Genomic DNA, 18362 nt, shown 5'->3' on the forward strand with positions numbered 1-18362 from the left:
CGAGACGGCCGCTGCCCCACACAGGTCCTCGCAATTCCTACGTTTGGCGGCAACACCTCCCGCTGGTGGCGCTTCCTACAGGTACTCGCGCGTCACTCACACTTCGTGACACAACGCCCCTCTGCAACGAGGTGTTGTGCCGCTGCCGGTGAGGGATGCTCGGGTCAGAGCTGGGCGAGAGCCTTCGCGATGCGCTTCTCCGACACCGGATGTGCCGTGCCCAGCGAATTCGCGAACAGCGACACCCGCAGCTCTTCGAGCATCACAACGACTTCGACCCATTCGGCAGGCAGCGACACGATCAGCTGCGGCCACTCGGCCTTCGCCAGTGCCGGGAATCGATTGCCGATCTTCTCGACCACATCGCTGCTGCAGCCGGTGACTCGATCCATGAGCTGCTTGTCACGGATCGGCGAGTCCTGCATTCCGCCGATGCGCACCACTTCGGCCTGCACCCAGCGGGGCAGCTCGCGCAGCATCTGCGGAGTCATCGCCGCAATGGCGGCTGCGGTCGTCCGGGAGGCTCGCCACGCCTGCACATCGGCGAGGTTGGACAGGATCGCCAACGAGGATGCCTTCGAAACGAGTTTGTCGAGCTCGGTCGCCGCCTGCAGCGCCTTCATCAGGGACGGCAGCAGCGATGAACAGGTCAGCGGCAGCTCGGCGTCGACGTCCTTTCGCAGCTGCGCGAACTCATCGGCGTTGGCCACCCATGACGTCTCGGCCGGCCCCAACCGGTCGGCGACGAGACCGCGGATCCCGACACGAATCAGTCCGACCAGGAGCTCGTCGGCGGTCTTCTGATGACCGGCGAGGATGAGCTTCTCCTGAGTGGTCAGCCCGTCCTGCAGGTACTTCAGTGCGTCAGACGTGTGCTGGCCCAGCAGGGTGGTGATCGCTTCTCGCGTGGCCAGGCGCGCTTGTGCTGCGGTGTCGAAGGCCACGAGGTCGACCGATGTCGCACGGTCCGCGAGCCCCGGAACGACACCGACTGCGGCCTGATCGGGATCGGCCAGCTCACCGAACGACCAGTCCGTCAGACCGGTCTTCGGGGTGAACGCGCTCTGCTTCTGGCGGGCCTTGCGCACCTGGGGTGTGGCTTTCGTTCTCAGAGCAGACAGATCCTCGCCGAGACCGACGGTCTTCTTTCCATCGACGACCCGGAAGGTCAGCCGCAGATGGGCGGGGATCCGCGATCGGTCGAAATCGTCGGCGGTGACCGTGATCGGCACGAGGTCGTTCAGCCCTCCCCCGCCGGCGCGTTCACTCAAGTACGCGGCGAGCACGTCCGGCAGGTTTCCCTGGTATGGGGTGAGCGCCGGCAGGATCTCGCGGGCGACGTCGGGAGCGGGAACGAAGTAGCGGCGTTTGCTCTTCGGCAATGACCGGATATAGGCGGCGACGAGTTCTTCGCGCAGGCCGGGGACCTGCCAGCTGAATTCGTCCGCGTCGACCGCGGGCACCGCCTCGGCGGGGATCTCCACGGTCACCCCGTCGTCGGTGCTACCGGGGTCGAAGGAGTAGCGCAGCTTCGCCCGCGTACCGTCGGTCAGTTCCCATTCCATCGGGAAATCCGAGGCCACCGAGGCGGTCAGCTCCTCACTGTCGTCGCTGAGCAGCACCGAGGTGGTGAGGTCGAGCAGGTGCGCGTCCCGTCGCTTCTGCTTCTTCCACCACCCCCGGAAATCCGCCGCCGAGGTGATCCCCTCCGGAATCCGTTCGTCGAAGAATTCGTAGAGGGCATCGTCCTGGTCGAGCACGCGACGGTTCCGTGTCCGCGAAGCCAGTTCCTCGGCCTCGTCGATGACGGCCGCGTTGTGTTCGAGGAAGCCGAAGCGTTCGTGCCAGTCGCCTTCGATGAGACCCTTGCGGATGAACGCGTCCCGGGCGGCCTCGGCGTCGATGGTGCCGTAGCCGACACGACGGTCGCTGACAAGAGTGACCCCGTAGAGGGAGATCTTCTCGTACACCATCGATGCGCCGGCCTTCGTCGACCAGTGCGGATCCGAATGTTGGCGGGTGACCAGGTCACCGGCGGCTCCGACGACCCAGTCCGGGTCGATCGCGGCCACGGTGCGGGCCCACAGGCGGGAGGTCTCGACGAGTTCGGCAGCCATGACGAAGTCGGGGTTGACCTTGAAGAGTCCGGATCCGGGGAAGATCGCGAATCGGGTGCCGCGAGCTCCCTGATAGTCCTTGTGCCGCTCCGACCGTGAGCCGATCATCGTCAGCAGACCGGTGAGCAGGGACCGGTGGATGGCGGCGGCATGCGGGTCGAGTTTGGCAGCCGCCACCTGCTTCCCGGTGTCCCCGGCCGGACCGGTCGCGCCCGGCTTCTTCGCGCTGCGTTTGGCGGCGCTGAGCTCGGCGAATCCGATCTTGCCGTTCGCACCTCGTCCGCCCTGAGCGCTTCCTTCGCCCCGACCGCCACGGGTGCCCTGACCGCCAGGAGCATTCTGCCCCTCACGACCACGACCACTGCGACCGCCTTGTCCACGGTCGGAGCCGTCACCGGGCCCGGCAGCATTCGTCTTGCCCCCGTCGCCATCGAGAGCGGATCCGGCCGTGTCGGCATCGTCGCCCGGCTGCCAGACGGATCTCTCGATGCGAATGCCGGCCGAGCCGAGCAGAGAGCGCAGCTGACCGACGAGGTCCTGCCATTCGCGGATGCGCACGAAGTTGAGGAACTCGTCCTTGCAGCGGCGCCGGAACTTCGAGGATCCCATGTCCGCCTGCAGACTCTGCAGGTAGTTCCACAGGTTGAGGTAGGACAGGAAGTCACTGCCTCGGTGGGTGAATCGGGCGTGCTTCTCATCGGCGGCGGCTCGGACCTCCGCCGGACGTTCCCGCGGGTCCTGGATGGACAGCGCGGCGACGATGACGGTGACCTCTCCCCCGCAGCCGGCCTCCGCCCCCGCGATGACCATTCGGGCCAGGCGGGGGTCGATCGGCAGCACTGTGAGTTTACGACCGATCTCGGTGACGTGGATCTTCCCTGCCGAGTCGCTGGTCAGCGCCCCGAGTTCGGTGAGCATCGTCCGTCCGTCACGGACGGCCCTGGCCTCTGGCGGGGTGAGGAATGGGAAGTCGAGGATCTCCTGATCGCTTGCGGCGAATCCCAGTGAGGCCATCTGCAGGATGACGCTGGCGAGGTTCGTGCGCAGGATCTCCGGATCGGTGAATTCGGGACGCGAGTCGAAGTCGTCTTCCGAGTACAGGCGGATGCAGATGCCGTCACTGGTGCGCCCGGAGCGGCCTTTGCGCTGGTTCGCACTGGCTTGGGAGATACGCTCGATCGGCAGTCGCTGCACCCGGGTGCGGTTGGAGTAGCGGGAGATGCGGGCGGTGCCGACGTCGATGACGTATTTGATTCCGGGCACCGTCAGCGAGGTCTCGGCGACGTTCGTGGCCAGGACGATGCGAGGTCGTGAATGGGGTTGGAATACCTTCTGCTGCTCCCCCGCCGAGAGTCGGGCGAACAGCGGCACGACCTCCCAGTTGCTCATCCGCGGACGTCTGCGCAGGTGGTCACTCAAGGCGTCGGCGGTGTCGCGGATCTCCCGTTCGCCGGAGAGGAAGACGAGGATGTCACCGGGTGCCTCGGCCGCGAGTTCGTCGACGGCGGCGATGATTCCGTCGGTCTGCTCCTCGACTCCGGTTTCGTAGTTCCCGGATTCGCCGGGCCCGTCGACATCGTCATCGGCAGGATCGTCCCCGAGAGGCCGGTACCGCACCTCGACGGGGAAGGTGCGGCCTTCGACGGAGATGATCGGAGCGTCATCGAAGTGAGCGGAGAACGATTCGGGGTCGATCGTCGCCGAGGTGATGATGACTTTGAGGTCGGGACGTCGGTCGAGCACTTCCTTGAGATAGCCGAGGAGGAAGTCGATGTTGAGGCTGCGTTCGTGTGCCTCGTCGATGATGATGACTTCGTAGTCGCGCAGCAGTTTGTCGCGCGAGAGCTCGGACAGCAGAATGCCGTCGGTCATCACCTTCACCCGAGTGGAATCGGCGACCTGCGCGGTGAACCGCACCTGGTAACCGATGGTGCTGCCGAGGTCCTCGTCGAGTTCGTCGGCGATGCGCTCGGCCACGGTCCGGGCGGCGATGCGCCGAGGCTGGGTGTGGCCGATGAGTCCGTCGACCCCGAGGCCGAGGTCGAGGCAGATCTTCGGCAGCTGGGTGGTCTTTCCCGATCCCGTCTCGCCGGCGATGATGACGACCTGGTTGTCCCGGATCGCCTCGGCGATCTCGTCCTTCGCCGCGGTGACCGGCAGATCCTCGGGGTAGGTGACGGTGACCGGATGGGCAGCGCGGGCGTCCTTGAGCCGGGCTCGGCGCTGCTGATGGTGCACTGCCGTGGTTCTGCGTCGCTGCTGCGAACGCCCACGTCCGTTCTTCCCGCGCCGAGGCGGCCGTCCTGGATTCGTGTTCGCTGGGGTGGTCGACGGGGTCGGGTTCTCTTCTGCCATTGCGTCTCCCAGCTTAGCGGCAATGCCCAGACTCGGCCCCGCCCAGGCGGGTTACTCCCCGCCGCCCCAGAGTGGGGCGAGCGCCGAGTAGAGCTGCTGGATGCCGAGGATGATGAACAGCAGTGCTGTGATCGCCAGAGCGATGTTCGTGTGCAGCTTGTTGGCCCATTCCTTGGGGATCTTCTTGCCGTTGAGGAGGCCGAGCAGAGTGACTGCGAGGAACGGCATGAACAGCGAGCCGAGGACGCCGTAGGCGAGGATGAGTCCGATCGGTTTGCCGAGGATGAACAGCAGCATCGGCGGGAACGTCAGCCACAGCACATAGAACTTGAAGTACTTGCCGCCGGTCAGGGTGTCGGGATGTCCGCCCGGCTTCTTGCGCATATGGCCCCAGAAGTCGGCGAACATCAGGGACACTCCGTTCCAGACTCCGATGATCGAGGAGAAGGAAGCGGCCCAGAATCCGACGAGGAAGCCTATGCCCACGACCTCGCCGTAACGGGCTTTGAGGACGTCGGCGAGGTCGAGCAGTCCCTTGTCCTCGGCAGAGATCGAGACTCCCGCGGCACGGACGACCTCGGCGCCGACGACGAGCATAGCGATGACGAAGATGCCGGTCATCACGTAGGCCATCGAGTTGTCGATGCGCATCACCCGCATCCACTTCGGAGTGTGCCAGCCCTTCTCACGCAGCCAGTAGCCGTAGGCGGCCAGGGTGATGGTGCCGCCGACTCCTCCGGCGAGCGCGAGCGTGTAGATCACTCCGCCCTCGGGGATGATGGGGATCAGCCCGGTGAGCATATCGGGAATGTTCGGCGCGGCGATGATCGCCAGCCCCACAACGGTGATGAACATGATCCCGACGAGAACGGCGGTGATCTTCTCGAACACGCCGTAGCGGCCGAACCACACCATGACGAAGCCGGCCAGGCCCATGAGCACCGACCACACTGTGAGGTTGAGGCCGGGGAAGAGCGCGGCCAGCGGCAGCGCCGCCGAGCTCATCGCCGTGGCTCCGTAGACGAAGCCCCAGATGATGATGTACGGCCCGAAGTACCACGTGGTCCAGCGGCCGAGCGATCGCCACCCCTCGAAGATCGTCTTTCCGGTCGCGAGGCTGAACCTGCCGGCTCCTTCGACGAGGACGATCTTGAGGATGACGCCGACGATCACTGCCCACAGCAGTCCGTAGCCGAACTGGCTGCCGGCCACCAGGGTCGCCACCATATCCGCGGCACCGACGCCGGTGGCCGCGACGACGAGGCCGGGACCGATGACCTTCCATTTGGCCGGGCCGGAGGCCTCTTCGATTCCGGAAACGGTCTCTGCGTCGCCCCCGTAGCCGGGGCCGGAACCGTTCGACTGCTCACTCATGGAGTTTTTCGCTTTCATCTTCGGCCGCGCACAGACTCACCGAGCGGTCGGGGATCCTCCATCGGGTTCTCCCGCATTTCGGCGGCGCAGCGGTCTCAGCATGTCCACAGTCATGATAGGTGACAACGGCGCTGTCGTGTCATCGGTCACCATCCCTCGCGACGGTCGGCCCCGTCCCGCCGCGCCTCAGAAACGGTCGGCGATGGTTCGCAGACGTTCGAGATACGTGTCGTGGTCGAAGTCCTCCGGCAGGTTCGGAGCTGCCTCGGAGAGTCCGGCGGCGCCGTCGATGCCTTCCCGGACAATGTCGATCTGGCCCACATGCCGGGTGAGGTCGACGAGGACGTGAACCATGATCTGTCCCAAGGTGGTCTCGTCGCGGCCCGTGGGCCAATGCGGCACCCGTCCCGGCGAATCCAGGCTGAGCGAGTCGATGGTCTCGTCGGCGAAGTCTGAGACGCGAGTGTAGAAGTCGAGCAGATACGCGGTCGTCTCGGACTCGGTCGCGCACCAGTCGGCCTGCGGATCGAGGTCGATGTCCGCGTCGCTGACGACCTCTTCCCGGTTCGGCCAGGTTCGGCCGAAAGTGTCGCCGAAGTAGACGATCTCGACCTGTGCCATGTGTTTGAGTGCGCCGAGGAGGTTGAATCCGGTCGGGGTGCGCGGCCACCTCAGGGACCTCTCATCGAGTCCGGACAGCTTCCATCGCAGGTTCGTCCGACCCCGGCGCAGGGACTCCTGCAGGAAGGACTTCATCGTCTCGTCGTCGCTCATGAGCATAGGCTTCCACACCATCTCTGCGCCGTCTACGGTTATCCTCGAAGGGTGAGTGAGAACAATTCGTCGCAGGACTCCCGCAGCCGCATCGCCCGACGGGTCTTCCCCGACGGAGTCGACCCCGATCCTCGCTTCACCCTGGCCAACGAGCGGACCTTCCTGTCCTGGATCCGCACCGCGTTGGCGTTCATCGGCGGCGGAATCGCCGTCGAGGCCTTCACCTCGGAGATCTTCGGCACCGGTCTGCGGGCGACCCTGTCGATCGTGCTCATGGTCATCGGCTTCATCCTCGCCGCCGGTGCCGCCGTCCGCTGGCATCGCATCGAATCGGCGATGCGTCGCAAGACCTCGCTGCCGCTGCCGCTCATCATCCCCATCGTCAGCCTCGCCTCGGCGCTGGGAGCCGGTCTCCTCGTCCTGGTGTTCGCCGGCCTACTGTGATGCCGACCCGCTCACCGCGACCGCAGCCGCATGACGATCCGGCTCTGCAGCCGGAACGCACCGTCCAATCATGGCTGCGCACGAGTCTGACGATGACGGTCGTCAGCCTCATCTTCATGCGCTTCATCCACGTCTTCCAAGGCTGGTCGGTGGCGCTCTTCGTCGTGTGCATGGGCATGGCTATCGTCGCCATCGCCATGCAGGTCAGACGCTACCGGCTAGGTTCGGTCTCGATTCGGGCCGAACGCGGTCGGCCGTCGCCGTGGGCGGTCATCTTCCTCACCACCTCGGTGTGCCTCATTTCGGTGCTGAGCATCGCCTCGGTCATCAAGATCAGCCTGTTCTGAGGCTCTCCACCCGCTCAACTTCCCAGACCTCCTGATCGGCATCCCACCTGCTCCCGCCCGACATCGCGCACACCTGCTGCGCATGCCGCCTTATGAGACCGCCGTCCGGTCCGCTGAACTGCACGCCTAAACTGGTGCGTATGAAGGATGCACGCGAAGTCTCCACCGCCCCACTCGTCGCCGTCGGCCTCATCGGCGGCTTCCTCACCGCCCGCGAGACCGGGATCCGCCCCCTCGGCGGAGTCGTCCTCGCCGCAGCGGGTGCCTACGCCGCCCGCTCCTGGTATGTGAAGAAGGGCTGGCCCGCCGCCACCGGACTGAGCTTGGCCTACCTCGGCGGGTTCGGTGCCTCCCATCCCCTGGCGAAGAAGATCGGCGCATGGCCGGCCGTGTTCGCCGTCAGTGCGGTCAGCGCCGCAGCCTCCTATGTCGTCTCCGATATCGCCGAGGCGGACTGACCCCACCGCCGAGGACGCCCGACCTCCGCACCCCGCCGCGGATTCCGCCCGGCGACGATCCCGACCGTCCCGAACTGATACCCGCTCTACGGGACTGACACCAGCCGCACCAGACTGACCGCGGCACTCCCAGACGCAGGAAGCGAGGAGCCGAGCAGCCCATGCTGGCCGTATTCGAAGGTTTCGCCGTCATCGCCGGAGTCATTCTGGTCGGGTTCGTCCTCGGCCGCTCCGGCGTTCTCGGTCCGCACGGTCAGCAGGTCATCGCGAAGCTCGTCTTCTACGCCGGCACCCCGACGCTGCTCTATGTCACAGTCTCCGAGACCGACCTCGGGCTGATCTTCAACACCGCGCTCTTCGCCACCGGCGGCTCGGCGCTCATCGTCGGTGCCGCTCTCTTCGTCCTCACGAAGTGGATCAGAAAGCGCAGCACCGGGGAGGCGATGTTCTCCGCGTGGGCGACCAGCTACGTCAACATCGGCAATCTCGGCATCCCGATCGCCGCCTATGTCCTCCGCGACATCGGCTATGTCGCCCCGGTCCTGCTCTTCCAGCTGCTCGTCCTCGCCCCCATCGGCATGGCCGTGCTCGACGGTGCGGGCAAGAAGCAGCATGATTCGCACTGGTACTCCGCGATCCTCCAAGTCCTCAAGAACCCCATCGTCCTCGGTGCTGCAGCCGGTGTGGCCGCATCGGCGACGGGCTTCGAACTGCCGCGCTTCGTCTTCGAGCCCATCGACATGATCGGCGCCACCGCGGTCCCGGGTGCCCTGTTGGCGTTCGGCATCTCGCTCAAGGACGGGTGGGGAATCCCCGTCAAGGGCAGCCGCGCACAGCTGAGCTACATCACCGGCGCCAAACTCATCGCTCAGCCGGTCATCGCCTGGGCCATCGGCGGCCCTCTGCTCGGCTACGACGGGGTCGACCTCTTCGCCATCGTCGTCACCTCCGCGCTGCCGACCGCGCAGAACGTCTACATCTACTCGATGCAGTACCGACAATCCGAGGCGCTCATGCGCGATGCCGTCTTCATCACCACCGTGCTCTCCGTTCCGGCTCTCGTCATCATCGCCGCCCTCCTCGGCTGACTCCGCGAAATCGGCCGCCGTGGCGTGTCCTCCCGGGCTAGGACCCTGTGGTCACTGACAATGGGGATGTGTCCAGAGACGAGAAGAACGAGACCGAAGACCTCCTGAGCAGGCGGATGAGTTCAGGGTCTGCCAATGCTGCCGATAAGCAGTCGCGGGCCCCTCTGGAGGCGGCCAATGATCCCTCGACCGACACCGAGGCGTTCGATCCGATCACGGATCCCATCGCCGAGGATACCCCCAAGCATTCCGCGGATGCGAAGCCCTCGACGGGCCCGGTGAGGGTGACTCCCGCCCACTCGACGAATCCGGCCTCTCAGCCCGCGAGCACGCGTACCGCCGATCACACCGCCGCGCAGAAGTCCGCCGGCACGGATTCGGCCGCCGTTGCATCGACAGCCGGGGCATCATCCTCGACCGATACCGGGACCACACGCGAGGTGCCGCAGAATGCGCGCACCGCAGTGATGAGCGAAGCCGATTGGGCCGCCGTGTCGAAGGCGGCGACGTCGACCGATGCCCGCGATCCCGAGGTGCCCGAGCGACGTCGGTCCGTGCTCGATGTCATCGGCACGATCTGGATCATGCTCGCCACCCCCTTCGTCCTGTTGGCTCTGGCAGTGCGCTTCGTCGCCTCGGGGATCTTCCTCAAGTTCGAGTACTTCCGGCCCGGCTTCCCGGCCGATCGGTTCGGCTTCAGTGCCGCCGACCGTGAGCACTATGGGACCTATGTCATCGACTACCTGCACAACTTCGATTCCCGGCGCTACCTCGCCGATATCGTCATGCCCAACGGAGAGCCGATCTTTATCTCCGACGAGCTCAGCCATATGGCTGACGTCAAGGGTCTGACCTCGCTGCTCTACCTCGTGGCTCTCGTCGGCATCATCGGATCTGTGCTGTTCGGCATCTACATGTGCCGCAAGAACGGATCGGGCATCCATGCAGGCGTGCGTCTGGGGTCGATCTTCAGCATCATCTTCATGGCCGCTGTCGCCGTTGTCGCCGTCCTCGGCTGGGACAGCTTCTTCCGCGGGTTCCACAAGGTGTTCTTCGCCGATGGGACCTGGGAGTTCTACGCCGATGATTCGCTCATCCGCCTCTTCCCGCCTCAGTTCTGGGTCGATGCGGGCATCGCCGGCGGCGGGCTCTTCGTGCTCCTGGCGATCATCCTCTTCCTGCTCAGCTTCACCGGGCACAAGAAGCGCCGGGCGCTGCGCAAGGCACGGAAGGACGCCGCCGCAGAGATCTGATTCGGTTTCGCCGCAGTCCGGAGCATCGGCCTCCGGCGGCACAGCAACACGTCACTGCACAGCGGGTTCGAGTCCCGCTCCACGGTTCCGGCCGGGTGGTCTTTCCCCTTCCACCCGGCCGAATTTCTGTCCGAAATCATCCGCGTATGAGACCAGCGATCTCCGAGCCCCCGCCTCGGTGACGGTGGACGACTGCTGACTAGTCGTCGACGGCGTCGCGGCCGCGGCGGACGAGCAACGGGTCGGCTTCGTAGACGACCGAGGGGTCTTTGTCCTCATAGTCGAACTGGTTGAGGAAGTAGCGCATCGCGTTGAGGCGGGCGCGTTTCTTGTCATTGCTCTTGATCGTGATCCACGGAGCGTGGTCGGTGTCCGTGCGGCGGAACGTCTCTTCCTTCGCCTCCGTGTAGTCGTCCCAGCGGTCGAGGGACTCGAGATCCATCGGTGAGAGCTTCCACCGCCGCACCGGGTCGATCTGACGGATCGCAAACCGGGTCCGCTGCTCTCTCTGGGTCACGGAGAACCAGAACTTCGTGACGTGGACTCCGGAGTCGATGAGCATCTTCTCGAACACCGGAGCCTGTTCCATGAAGGTCTCGTATTCGTCGTCGGTGCAGAATCCCATGACCCTCTCGACGTTGCCCCGGTTGTACCAGGAGCGGTCGAACATGACGATCTCCCCGCTCGTGGGCAGGTGGGAGATGTAGCGCTGGAAGTACCACTGTCCGGCTTCGCGGTCGGAGGGTTTGTTGAGTGCGACGACGCGGGCGGCACGCGGGTTGAGGTGTTCGGTGAAGCGTTTGATCGTTCCGCCCTTGCCGGCGGCGTCACGACCTTCGAAGACGATGACGTGTTTGGCGCCCGTGTCCTGACCCCAGTACTGGAATTTCAGCAGTTCGACCTGCAGTCTGTACTTCTCGAGTTCGTACTCTTCGCGGTCCATCTGTTCGTCGTACGGGTACCCTTCCCGCCACGTTTCGACGGCGCGACCCATGGGGTCGATGAGGTGCGGATCCGTGGTCTGACTGTCCTCGACGGTGTACCCTTCGAGACGGAGTTTGTCGATGTACTCCCGCAGATTCTCTTGGAACAGATTGTTCACGAGATCCTTCCCTTTCGCTGTCGACACCGGTTGTGCCTCGTGCACGATAATGTGCCGAGATGAATATCAGGTTATGCGATCGACGTCGCGTCGCGGGATGATTCCGACGCTCAACAGTGGGGCGATGGCGATGAGTCCGAAGGACAGCGGATAGCCGAATGCCGTCACCAGGGCACCGAATCCAGGGCCCAGCAGGGCCGACATGACGAACTGTCCCGTGTTCTGAGCTCCCAGCGCCTTGCCCGACCATCGTGGTCCGGCGGCTTCGGCCACCGAGGCGAAGGCCAGCCCGTTGTCGGCCACGGAGACGGCTGAGGCGAGGATGAAGACGACTGCGGCGACGGCGGGCAGCTCCGTCAGCGACAGGATGGCGATCGCCACGACGACGATCACGGCTACTACGGAGACGATGCGCATGAGGCCGACGCGGGATCCCGTGCGATCGGAGAGCGCGCCGACGACCATGCGGCCGACTGCTCCGACGATCTGCGCGATCGCGACGATCGCTCCGGCGGCGCCCGCGCCGATCCCCTGGACGACGATGAGCCAGACGAGTCCGTAGGTGGAGAAAGCGAACTGCGGAACGACGAGGAGCGCGGAGACCGCGTGGATGCGCCACAGGAAGGAATCGCTGCGGTAGGGATTGATCGCCGAGGCGGCGCCGGGCTTCCCCTCCCCCACCGAGGCGGTGCCCGGTTCGTTCCGACCGTGGCGTTCCGCCTCCGGTAGGGTGTCGCGGTCGGGGTCGGCCACCTCGGCGCGGGTGGGGGTCGGGTCCGGTGGGTTGCGGATGAGGGCGAAGCAGATGAGGGCGAGGACGCCGGTCACGGCGGCGACGAACCAGAGGTAGGCGGGGAATCCGCCGGCCGCGGCGATCGGTGGGATGGTCACAGCGGCCACGCTCGTGCCCAGTGGTTGGGACATCTGGCGAATGCCCATGGCCAGTCCTCGGCGGTGGCGGGGGAACCAGCCCATGACGACGCGGCCGGATGCAGAGTTGACCGAGGCGGCCGCGGCACCGGAGGCGGCGATGACAATGACCATCCAGATCGGCGAGTCGACGACGAGCACGGCGGCGGCCGAGAAGGCAGCCGTCAGTCCGATGCCCAATGTCATCGCCAGACGTTCGCCGAATCGGTCGGCGAATGCGCCCCAGGCGATGAGGGTGAGGATGAGTCCGAAGCTCGGTGCGGCCGCGACGGTGCCGGCCTGGGTGAGTGTGAACCCGAGGTCGGAGTGCATATAGGGGATGAGGAAGGCGGGTCCGGCGATCGCGATGGTCGCCGCCATCTGCGTGAGGACGCCGACGACGAGGATCACCCAGGCCTGCCGGGTGGGTCCGTTCGTCGTCATCGTTCCAGGTTAGCCGTGTGCCCGGATCGTCCGCGGAATGTCTCAGATCGCGGTGGCCGGGCTTTGCCGATAAAGTGTGTTCTGAGCATTCCCCCTATAGCCCAATCGGCAGAGGCAGTCGACTTAAAATCGATTCAGTGTGGGTTCGAGTCCCACTGGGGGGACCATTCTTCGTCGTCGTCGAGTACCGACCGAGATCGCCGAATCGCGTCGAGTGCGGCATGATCGTCCTATGCCGTTCCTTCTTCTCAGCCCAGGTCAGGCACCGTTGCCGATCGCCTCCGTCGACGATGATCTCGCCCGCAGCCAGCACGGTCCCGCCGTTATCATCACCGCCACCGAGGCGGCCTCCCCCACCGCGACAGACGACTCCACCGCAGCCGATTTCCCTCCGCTGGGTCGCCCGGTCGCCTTCCGTGAAGCTGGAGGCGACTGGACGGAGATCGGCTTCGAGGCAGCCGATCATTGGGTGCAGATGGGTTCGGACCTGCGCAGCCGCCTCGTCGAGGATCATCTTGCGACGCTCAACGTCGCCGAGTTCAAACAGGCGACGAACGGCGGCAGCGCCTCGATCATCACGAACAACTGGGTCTACTCCGGTTCACCTCGGGTCTATCGCGTCGCCGGAGAGCTGCGTGATTTCGTCACCGTGCTCGGACAGCTCTCGCGCGGCTGATCCCTATTGCTGCTCCTCCGCAGTACGAGTGTGACAGCATCCGCCACACTCGACTGGTCGACATGCGACCCATCGTCTCTGCCGAAACGCCCGCACCAGCCGCCGGTTGACCGTTAGGCTCCGGTCACCGGAACGCTCGCAATCCCGCGGACGCATGTGCCTCGTCATGGCGGTCCCGGTTCTCGACGATCTCCGCGACGTTGGCCTCCGCCCACTTCCGAAGCGCGGCCACAGGATCCTGCAGCGATCGCCCGAGATCGGTGAGCGAGTATTCCACCCGCGGTGGCACCTCGCCGAAGACCTCGCGCTCGATGAGGCCATCGGCGACAAGCGATCGCAGGGTCGAGGTCAGCACCTTCGGGGTGATCCCGCCGATGGCCAGCCGGATCTCGTTGAAACGCTTCGGACCGGAATCGAGAATGTCGACGATAAGCACCGTCCACTTGTCTCCGACGCGATCGAGAACCACTCGGGTCGGACATTCAGGGTCGAAGGCATCGCCTTCCCAGCGAACTTTCATACTCATAGCCCAATAGTATCCTTGAGGTACTCGATATCCAAAAGATACCTTAGGAGAGTCAGACTACGACATCCACCGTGCACCGCAGTCGCGCCGCACGAAGAACGAAGGGACTCTTATGAAGATCGCACTCTTTGGAGCATCGGGAATGATCGGCTCTCGCGTCGTCGCCGAGGCGGCCTCTCGCGGGATCGAGGTCACCGCCATCACCCGCTCCGGCACCGAGGTGGCCGGAGCGACCCGCTCAGTCGCCGGCGACATGGCCGATGCGGAGCTCGGAGCACGCATGGCCGCCGATCACGATGTCATCGTCTCCACCACCGGACCCAGCCGCACGGGCGGGGACCACCAGGAATGGCTCGAAGCTCTGTCGGCCCTGGCGAAGGCCAGCGGCGATACGCGACTGTTCGTCGTCGGCGGTGCCGGTTCCCTGTTCGCCGGGGACACGATGCTCAAGGACACCGAGGGCTTTCCTCCCGCGTACAAGGCTGAGGCAGAGACCGGCACGAAGGCCCTCGAGCTTCTTCGTGCCGCGAACCCGTCCCCGTGGACGCTCATCTCCCCCGCCCCGGAGATCGCTCCGGGTGAGCGCACCGGTTCCTACAATGTCGAGCTCGAGGTGCCCGCGGGCGACTCGATCTCGGCCGAGGACTTCGCCGTAGCCATGGTCGATGAGATCGCCGAGCCTGCGCACATCGACGCCCGCTTCACCGTGGCGAACTGAGCAGGACGCACTCGCAGCAGGGCCTGCAGATATGACTGACGCCGGGGATGCATCTGCATCCCCGGCGTCAGTCGTCTCATCAGGGCTTGTCGCCGGATGGCACCGGCTGCCTCAAGTCAGGCCTTGGCAGGCTCCTTCTTCGGAGCCGGCTTCGAGTTGGCGGCCTCGACGAAGTTCTTGCGCGGAACATCGAGGTCTGCCAGCGGCATGGCGTCGCGGCCGAGGACGGCGCTGACGAACCAGTTGCCGAAGACCCTGACCTTGCGGTCCATGGTCGGGATCGCGTAGCCGTGGTAGGCGCGGTGCATGAGCCAGGCGAGGAGTCCGCGGGCTTCGAAGTCACCCATCTGCGAAACACCCTTGTACAGGCCCAGGCCTGCGACCGTACCGATGGTCTTGTGGAAGTACTGCTTGAACTCGGTCTCTCCGCGCAGTGCGGCGAGCACGTTGGCAGCCAGCACCGGAGCCTGACGCACAGCATGCTGAGCGTTGGGCACGCAGAAGCCTGCCACTCCGCCGCCGGACAGGTCGGGAACCGCGGCGTTGTCGCCGGCAGCCCAAGCGCCCTCGACGACACCGTCATCGCCCTCGACCCGCAGGTCGGCGCGTACGGTGACGTTGCCGCGTTCGTTGATCGGCAGGTCGGAGTCGATGAGCATCGGGTTGGCCTTGACACCGGCGGACCACACAATAGTGTCGGCGTCGAACTCTTCGCCGTTCGAAAGCTTGACGTGCTTGTCGGTGCAGTCCTGGAGGAAGGTCTCGAGGTAGACGTCGATTCCGCGTTCGCGCATGTGCTCGACGACCCAACGGGCCTGAGCTTCGCCGACCTCGGGCATGACGCGGCCGAGGGCCTCGACGAGGACGAAGCGGACATCGGCTTCGGTCAGCGTCTCGTACTGGGCGATGGCCGAGCGGACCATGTCCTCGAGTTCGGTCAGCAGCTCGATGCCGGCGAATCCGCCGCCGACGAAGACGAAGGTCAGAGCCTTGCGACGCTCCTCGTCGTCCTCCATGAGTGCGGCGTCGGCGAGGCGGGAGAGGAGGTGGTCGCGCAGGGCGACGGCTTCCTCGATGCGCTTGAGCGCGATCGCATTCTCCTTCAGGCCCGGGATCGGCAGCGCACGGGCAACCGAACCGGAGGCGAGGATGATGTGGTCGTAGTCGAGTTCGAACGCTTCATCGTTCTCGGGTTCGATGGTGGCGAACTTCTCGGCGTGGTTGATCGAGGTGACCTTCGCGGTGATGACCTCGGCACCCGGCAGGTTGCGGCGCAGCGGCACCACAGCGTGACGAGGCTCGATCGACCCGGCTGCCACCTCGGGGAGGAACGGCAGGTAGGTCATGTACGGGTTGGGATCGACCACGGTGACGGTGGCTTCGCCCCGACCGAGGTTCTTCAGCAGATTCTGAGCGGCGAGCAGGCCGACCGAGCCGCCACCGACAACGAGGATTCGTGGACGCAGTTTTGAGTTTCTGATGAGTGCCATAATCCCATGCTAGACCCTTGTGAAAACTTTCACTAATTGTTTGTCCCACGGACTCGAACGCCCCAGATCAGAGCAGTTTCTGCACCTGGCCTCAGTGGCGACGGCGGGCGAAGGAGACGATCGAGATGATCATGAGGACCACGGCGATCAGGGCTCCGGCCCCGAGGACGGCGAAGCCGAGTGTCGGTGTCGACTGCGTGGCGACGATATCGGTCGGAGCGAGAGCCTTCGGGCTCTCGGTCTCATCCGGTGCGGCGGTTTCGGTCTCTTCTGACTTCGCATCCCCGCGACGATGCATCTTCACCCAATCCGCCAGCTCATCCTCGGCGGAGGAGACGTTCTTGGGCGCTTTCGCCTTGATGGCGCTCTGCGGGTCGACGCGCCCCCAGCCGACGATCGGGTCGGGCTTGCCCTTCTTGCTCACGCCCTTGTGACCGTCCACCGGTTTGGCACTCGACTGCAGTATGGCTCGCACCTCATCGGCGCTGAGGTCGGGGTTCTCGGAGCGGATGAGCGCTGCCACACCGGACACGACGGGTGAGGCGAACGAGCAGCCTTGGCCTTCGGCGTAGCCGCCGCTGTAGTACGGAATGGGAATGTCCTTGGCCGGACCCATGAGGTCGACGGCGGTGCCGGGTGCGGTGGAGTCGTCGAGGACCTTCCCGTTCTGGTCGAGTCCGCCCACCCCGATGACGCCCGGAACCGTCGACGGCGACCATGCCTGGGTCGCTCCCTGTGAGGCGTTGCCGACGCAGGCGACGACGAGCACGTCCTTCTTGTAGGCGTAGGCGAAGGATTCGTCCCAGCTCTCCGGCCAGCCCGGATCGTCCCATCCCAAGGACATGTTGATGACCTTCGCACCGGAGTCGACAGCCCATCGGATGGCTTCATCGGCCTGTTCTCGAGTCGATCCGGATTCCTTGGGGCGGTCGGGACCCAGCCACATCGATGCCGACAGGATCTCGGCGTCCGGGGCGACGCCGGTCGGCCCGGCACCGACTCCTCGGCCGGCGATGACTCCGGCCACGGCGGTGCCGTGGTGGATCGTGGTCTTCCCTCCCAGCGGGGTCTTTCCGTCCTTGCCCAGTCCGCTGAAGTCCTTGGACTTCTTCACGACGCCCTTGAGGTCTTCGTGGTCGGAGTTGACGCCGGAGTCGATCACTGCGACTTTGACGCCCTTGCCCGTGGATTTCTTCCAGACCTTGTCGATTCCGTAGTCTTTGATGAACCACTGGCCGGGTCCGGCCTTCGGCGCGGCCATGACGGGTTGGGTGGTACCGACGACGAGTCCGAGGACGACGGTCGTGACGGCGAGGAGTCGCGCGGCGGCTCTCACGAGCTCGTCAGCGCGAGGTCGAGCGCGGTCCCGTCGAGGATGTCGGTTTCGGAGATCCGAATATCCAGCGATCCTCCGGCGGCCGCCACGGCTTGGTCGAAGCGGGCGACGATCCTGGCGAAGAGCAGCGATCCGGCGCCGATGACGTCGACGCGTCCGGGATGCATATACGGCAGGTCCGTGCGTGCCTGGCGGTCCATGGCCAGAAGCTTTCGGGATTCGTCAGCGACGTCGGCGACGCTGATATGTGCTCCGTGGATGCGCTCTCGCTGGTAGCTTTCGAGTCCGAGGATGCCTGCGGTGATGGTGGTGACGGTGCCGGCGACTCCGATGAAAGTGCGCGGGGCCGCGAAGTCGACGATCTGCGCGGCCTGGTCGAGCTGGCCGTCTATATCGGCCAGAGCTGCCTGGATCTGGTCCTGGCTGGGAGTTTCGACCGGCATGTGCCGTTCGGTCAGACGCACCGACCCGATGTCCATGCTCACGGCCGCCTGGACATCGTCTCGGCCGAGGACGAGTTCGGTCGAGCCGCCGCCGAGGTCCATGACGACATAGGGTCCGTCAGCATCCGTGAGGCCGACAGTGGCGCCGAGGAAGGACAGCCGGGCCTCCTCTTCACCGGCGATGACGTCGGGGACGACGCCGAGGATCGAGAAGATCCCGGCGAAGAACTCATCGCGATTCTTCACGTCGCGGCTGGCCGAGGTCGCGACGAATCTCAGCTTCTCCGGCCGGTACTCGGCGGCCACCTCGGCGAATTCCTTCGCCACGGCGAAGGTGCGCTCGAGCGCCTCAGGTGCGAACTCGCCGGTGGCGTCGACACCTTGGCCGAGACGGACGATCCGGGTTTCGCGACGCAGGTCGGTGAGGGTGCCGTCGGCGGCGACATCGGCGATGAGCAGGCGCAGGGAGTTCGTCCCGCAGTCGAAGGCAGCAACACGCATGGCAGGT

The 18362-nt window shown here is 65.4% G+C and carries 16 protein-coding genes and 1 tRNA gene; 8 read left to right on the forward strand and 9 right to left on the reverse strand.

What is annotated here, in order from left to right:
• Positions 1–164: 164 nt before the first annotated feature.
• The 3 genes from hrpA to ACU4IU_RS02605 form a co-directional block, all read right to left on the reverse strand.
• Entirely contained in the window at positions 165–4472 is a 4308-nt protein-coding gene (gene hrpA, locus ACU4IU_RS02595; protein ID WP_446655827.1) for an ATP-dependent RNA helicase HrpA, read from the reverse strand.
• A 51-nt stretch (positions 4473–4523) separates the two neighbouring features.
• The gene (locus ACU4IU_RS02600) at positions 4524–5846 is read right to left on the reverse strand and encodes an Nramp family divalent metal transporter (RefSeq protein ID WP_446655828.1); all 1323 of its coding nucleotides are present in this window, start codon (positions 5844–5846) and stop codon (positions 4524–4526) included.
• A gap of 186 nt (positions 5847–6032) precedes the next feature.
• A complete protein-coding gene (locus ACU4IU_RS02605) occupies positions 6033–6620 on the reverse strand; it encodes a DinB family protein (protein ID WP_420097526.1) in 588 nt (195 codons plus the stop codon).
• Between the two features lie 51 nt (positions 6621–6671).
• Here ACU4IU_RS02605 and ACU4IU_RS02610 point away from each other — a divergent pair, with 51 nt between their 5' ends.
• The 5 genes from ACU4IU_RS02610 to ACU4IU_RS02630 all read left to right on the forward strand — a co-directional run bounded on the left by ACU4IU_RS02610 (position 6672) and on the right by ACU4IU_RS02630 (position 10210).
• Positions 6672–7064, forward strand: coding sequence for a YidH family protein (locus ACU4IU_RS02610; RefSeq protein WP_139469651.1), 393 nt, complete (start codon positions 6672–6674; stop codon positions 7062–7064).
• Entirely contained in the window at positions 7064–7411 is a 348-nt protein-coding gene (locus tag ACU4IU_RS02615; protein ID WP_101545131.1) for a DUF202 domain-containing protein, read from the forward strand. Before ACU4IU_RS02610 ends, ACU4IU_RS02615 begins: the two co-directional genes overlap by 1 nt.
• A 140-nt stretch (positions 7412–7551) precedes the next feature.
• Complete coding sequence (locus ACU4IU_RS02620) at positions 7552–7869, forward strand: hypothetical protein (protein WP_229663872.1); 318 nt, start codon at positions 7552–7554, stop codon at positions 7867–7869.
• A 161-nt stretch (positions 7870–8030) separates the two neighbouring features.
• Complete coding sequence (locus ACU4IU_RS02625) at positions 8031–8957, forward strand: AEC family transporter (protein WP_172168657.1); 927 nt, start codon at positions 8031–8033, stop codon at positions 8955–8957.
• Positions 8958–9025: 68 nt separating this feature from the next.
• On the forward strand, positions 9026–10210 hold the full coding sequence (locus tag ACU4IU_RS02630) for a TIGR01906 family membrane protein (protein WP_446655829.1): 1185 nt from the start codon (positions 9026–9028) through the stop codon (positions 10208–10210).
• A 199-nt stretch (positions 10211–10409) separates the two neighbouring features.
• Here ACU4IU_RS02630 and ppk2 read toward each other — a convergent pair whose 3' ends face one another.
• Both ppk2 and ACU4IU_RS02640 read right to left on the reverse strand, forming a co-directional pair.
• Complete coding sequence (gene ppk2 / locus ACU4IU_RS02635) at positions 10410–11312, reverse strand: polyphosphate kinase 2 (RefSeq protein ID WP_139469655.1); 903 nt, start codon at positions 11310–11312, stop codon at positions 10410–10412.
• Positions 11313–11378: 66 nt separating this feature from the next.
• On the reverse strand, positions 11379–12665 hold the full coding sequence (locus ACU4IU_RS02640; RefSeq protein WP_446655830.1) for an MFS transporter: 1287 nt from the start codon (positions 12663–12665) through the stop codon (positions 11379–11381).
• A gap of 90 nt (positions 12666–12755) precedes the next feature.
• Between ACU4IU_RS02640 and ACU4IU_RS02645 the strand changes: the two genes are divergently transcribed.
• A tRNA-Leu gene (locus ACU4IU_RS02645) sits at positions 12756–12832 on the forward strand.
• A gap of 65 nt (positions 12833–12897) precedes the next feature.
• Positions 12898–13341, forward strand: a complete 444-nt coding sequence (locus tag ACU4IU_RS02650; protein ID WP_139469657.1) for a hypothetical protein — start codon at positions 12898–12900, stop codon at positions 13339–13341.
• A gap of 124 nt (positions 13342–13465) precedes the next feature.
• On the opposite strand, the gene ACU4IU_RS02655 is transcribed toward ACU4IU_RS02650, so the two are convergent.
• Positions 13466–13861, reverse strand: a complete 396-nt coding sequence (locus ACU4IU_RS02655) for a winged helix-turn-helix transcriptional regulator (RefSeq protein WP_219922142.1) — start codon at positions 13859–13861, stop codon at positions 13466–13468.
• Between the two features lie 118 nt (positions 13862–13979).
• On the opposite strand from ACU4IU_RS02655, the gene ACU4IU_RS02660 reads away from it, so the two are divergent.
• Entirely contained in the window at positions 13980–14585 is a 606-nt protein-coding gene (locus ACU4IU_RS02660) for an NAD(P)-dependent oxidoreductase (protein WP_139469658.1), read from the forward strand.
• A 116-nt stretch (positions 14586–14701) separates the two neighbouring features.
• Here ACU4IU_RS02660 and ACU4IU_RS02665 read toward each other — a convergent pair whose 3' ends face one another.
• The 3 genes from ACU4IU_RS02665 to ACU4IU_RS02675 form a co-directional block, all read right to left on the reverse strand.
• Positions 14702–16075, reverse strand: a complete 1374-nt coding sequence (locus tag ACU4IU_RS02665) for an NAD(P)/FAD-dependent oxidoreductase (RefSeq protein WP_139469659.1) — start codon at positions 16073–16075, stop codon at positions 14702–14704.
• A gap of 91 nt (positions 16076–16166) precedes the next feature.
• Positions 16167–17411 (reverse strand): S8 family peptidase, encoded by a 1245-nt coding sequence (locus ACU4IU_RS02670; protein ID WP_229663870.1) that lies wholly within the window; start codon positions 17409–17411, stop codon positions 16167–16169.
• The gene (locus ACU4IU_RS02675) at positions 17408–18355 is read right to left on the reverse strand and encodes a Ppx/GppA phosphatase family protein (RefSeq protein WP_181270301.1); all 948 of its coding nucleotides are present in this window, start codon (positions 18353–18355) and stop codon (positions 17408–17410) included. Before ACU4IU_RS02675 ends, ACU4IU_RS02670 begins: the two co-directional genes overlap by 4 nt.
• Positions 18356–18362 lie beyond the last annotated feature (7 nt).

Source organism: Brevibacterium sp. CSND-B09, assembly GCF_052906525.1.